Below are 3238 nucleotides of genomic sequence, written 5' to 3' on the forward strand. Positions count from 1 at the left end.
AACATGTTAAGAAACAACACCGAGAATAGAACGTGAGAACAGTTTGTTCTTTAACAACAATTCTCATCGCTATGAATTACCCTTAACCAACAGGTTAAGTGAATAAGGGCGCACGGTGGATGCCTTGGCACTAGGAGCCGATGAAGGACGGGACTAACACCGATATGCTTCGGGGAGCTGTAAGTAAGCTTTGATCCGGAGATTTCCGAATGGGGGAACCCATCACTTTTCATCAAGTGATATTTCTTTAGTGAATACATAGCTAAGGAAAAGGTAGACGCAGGGAACTGAAACATCTAAGTACCTGCAGGAAGAGAAAGCAAATGCGATTCCCCAAGTAGCGGCGAGCGAAACGGGAAGAGGCCAAACCAGAATGCTTGCATTCTGGGGTTGTAGGACCGGCGATATGGATAAGCGAGAATAGCAGAAGTAGCTGGAAAGTTACGCGAGACAGGGTGAAAGCCCCGTATGCGACATTCAACCTTGACTAGCTGGTATCCTGAGTACGGCGGAACACGAGAAATTCCGTCGGAATCCGGGAGGACCATCTCCCAAGCCTAAATACTCCCTAGTGACCGATAGTGAACCAGTACCGTGAGGGAAAGGTGAAAAGAACCCCGGAAGGGGAGTGAAATAGCACCTGAAACCGTGTGCTTACAAGTAGTCAGAGCCCGTTAACGGGTGATGGCGTACCTTTTGTAGAATGGACCGGCGAGTGACGATGTCATGCAAGGTTAAACCGTAGAGGTGGAGCCGCAGCGAAAGCGAGTCTGAATAGGGCGTTTAGTATGCCGTCGTCGACCCGAAACTAAGTGACCTACCCATGTCCAGGGTGAAGGTGCGGTGAAACGCACTGGAGGCCCGAACCCAAGTACGTTGAAAAGTGCTGGGATGAGGTGTGGGTAGCGGAGAAATTCCAATCGAACTTAGAGATAGCTGGTTCTCTCCGAAATAGCTTTAGGGCTAGCCTCGGATAGTGCATCATGGAGGTAGAGCGACTGTTTGGACTAGGGGCCCTTATCGGGTTACCGAATCCTGATAAACTCCGAATGCCATTGTATGTAGATCCGGGAGTCACACTGCGAGTGATAAGATCCGTAGTGGAAAGGGAAACAGCCCAGACCGTCGGCTAAGGTCCCCAAATTCTTGTTAAGTGGAAAAGGATGTGGGGCTGCTTAGACAACTAGGATGTTGGCTTAGAAGCAGCCATCATTTAAAGAGTGCGTAATAGCTCACTAGTCGAGTGGCCCTGCGCCGAAAATGTACCGGGGCTAAACAAGATACCGAAGCCACGGATAGAACCATTGGTTCTATGGTAGGAGAGCGTTCTAAAGGCATAGAAGCTAGACCGTGAGGACTAGTGGAGCGTTTAGAAGTGAGAATGCCGGTATGAGTAGCGAAAGACGGGTGAGAATCCCGTCCACCGAATGACTAAGGTTTCCTGGGGAAGGCTCGTCCGCCCAGGGTTAGTCGGGACCTAAGCTGAGGCCGAAAGGCGTAGGCGATGGACAACAGGTTGATATTCCTGTACCAGTCTGCTTTGTTTGAGCAATGGAGGGACGCAGAAGGCTAAGATATGCACACTGCTGGAATAGTGTGCCCAAGCAACAAGTCTGAGAAAGAGTCAAATGCTTTTTCTCTTAAGGACAAGTTGTGATGGGGAGGGAACTTATAGTACCGAAGTATCTGATGTCACACTGCCAAGAAAAGCTTCTAGTGAGAAGTAGGCTGCCCGTACCGCAAACCGACACAGGTAGTCGAGGAGAGAATCCTAAGGTGATCGAGAGAACTCTCGTTAAGGAACTCGGCAAAATGACCCCGTAACTTCGGGAGAAGGGGTGCTGACCAATTGGTCAGCCGCAGTGAATAGGCCCAAGCGACTGTTTACCAAAAACACAGGTCTCTGCTAATTCGAAAGAAGATGTATAGGGGCTGACACCTGCCCGGTGCTGGAAGGTTAAGAGGAAGGGTTAGCTTCGGCGAAGCTCTGAATTGAAGCCCCAGTAAACGGCGGCCGTAACTATAACGGTCCTAAGGTAGCGAAATTCCTTGTCGGGTAAGTTCCGACCCGCACGAAAGGTGTAACGATTTGGGCACTGTCTCAACGAGAGACTCGGTGAAATTATAGTACCTGTGAAAATGCAGGTTACCCGCGACAGGACGGAAAGACCCCATGGAGCTTTACTGTAGTTTGATATTGAGTGTCTGTACAGCTTGTACAGGATAGGTAGGAGCCAATGAAGCCAGGACGCCAGTCTTGGTGGAGGCGTTGGTGGGATACTACCCTAGCTGTATGGCCACTCTAACCCGCGACCGTTAACCGGTCGGGAGACAGTGTCAGACGGGCAGTTTGACTGGGGCGGTCGCCTCCTAAAATGTAACGGAGGCGCCCAAAGGTTCCCTCAGAATGGTTGGAAATCATTCGTAGAGTGTAAAGGCAGAAGGGAGCTTGACTGCGAGACCTACAAGTCGAGCAGGGACGAAAGTCGGGCTTAGTGATCCGGTGGTACCGTATGGAAGGGCCATCGCTCAACGGATAAAAGCTACCCTGGGGATAACAGGCTTATCTCCCCCAAGAGTTCACATCGACGGGGAGGTTTGGCACCTCGATGTCGGCTCATCGCATCCTGGGGCTGTAGTCGGTCCCAAGGGTTGGGCTGTTCGCCCATTAAAGCGGTACGCGAGCTGGGTTCAGAACGTCGTGAGACAGTTCGGTCCCTATCCGTCGCGGGCGTTGGAAATTTGAGAAGAGCTATCCTTAGTACGAGAGGACCGGGATGGACACACCGCTGGTGTACCAGTTGTCAGGCCACTGGCATCGCTGGGTAGCTATGTGTGGACAGGATAAACGCTGAAAGCATCTAAGCGTGAAGCCTCCTTCAAGATGAGATTTCCCATTCCTTTAAGGAAGTAAGACCCCTGAAAGATGATCAGGTAGATAGGCTGGAAGTGGAAGTATAGTGATATACGGAGCGGACCAGTACTAATCGGTCGAGGACTTAACCACACACAGTGTGGTTAAGGGTAAGAACGGTGTTGTTTCGTGTTGAATTACCTATCTAGTTTTGAGAGAACAACGTTCTCCAATTAAATATGCAGCAAAAGAGTCACTGTGCGGTGACGATGGCGGGAAGGATCCACCTGTTCCCATTTCGAACACAGCCGTTAAGCTTCCCAGCGCCGAGGATAGTGAAGGGTTTCCCTTTGTGAAAGCAGGACGTTGCCGTGCAGCTCTTTT

2 rRNA genes are annotated in these 3238 nt (G+C 50.6%); both read left to right on the top strand.

Annotation, left to right across the window (positions count from 1 at the left end):
* Positions 1-92: 92 nt before the first annotated feature.
* Positions 93-3007 (top strand): 23S ribosomal RNA (locus CLV38_RS13340).
* A gap of 106 nt (positions 3008-3113) precedes the next feature.
* Positions 3114-3229 (top strand): 5S ribosomal RNA (rrf, locus tag CLV38_RS13345).
* Positions 3230-3238: the final 9 nt, after the last annotated feature.

The sequence above is a fragment of the Alkalibacterium olivapovliticus genome, from assembly GCF_003003275.1.
In the GTDB taxonomy this organism is placed as follows: domain Bacteria; phylum Bacillota; class Bacilli; order Lactobacillales; family Carnobacteriaceae_A; genus Alkalibacterium; species Alkalibacterium olivapovliticum.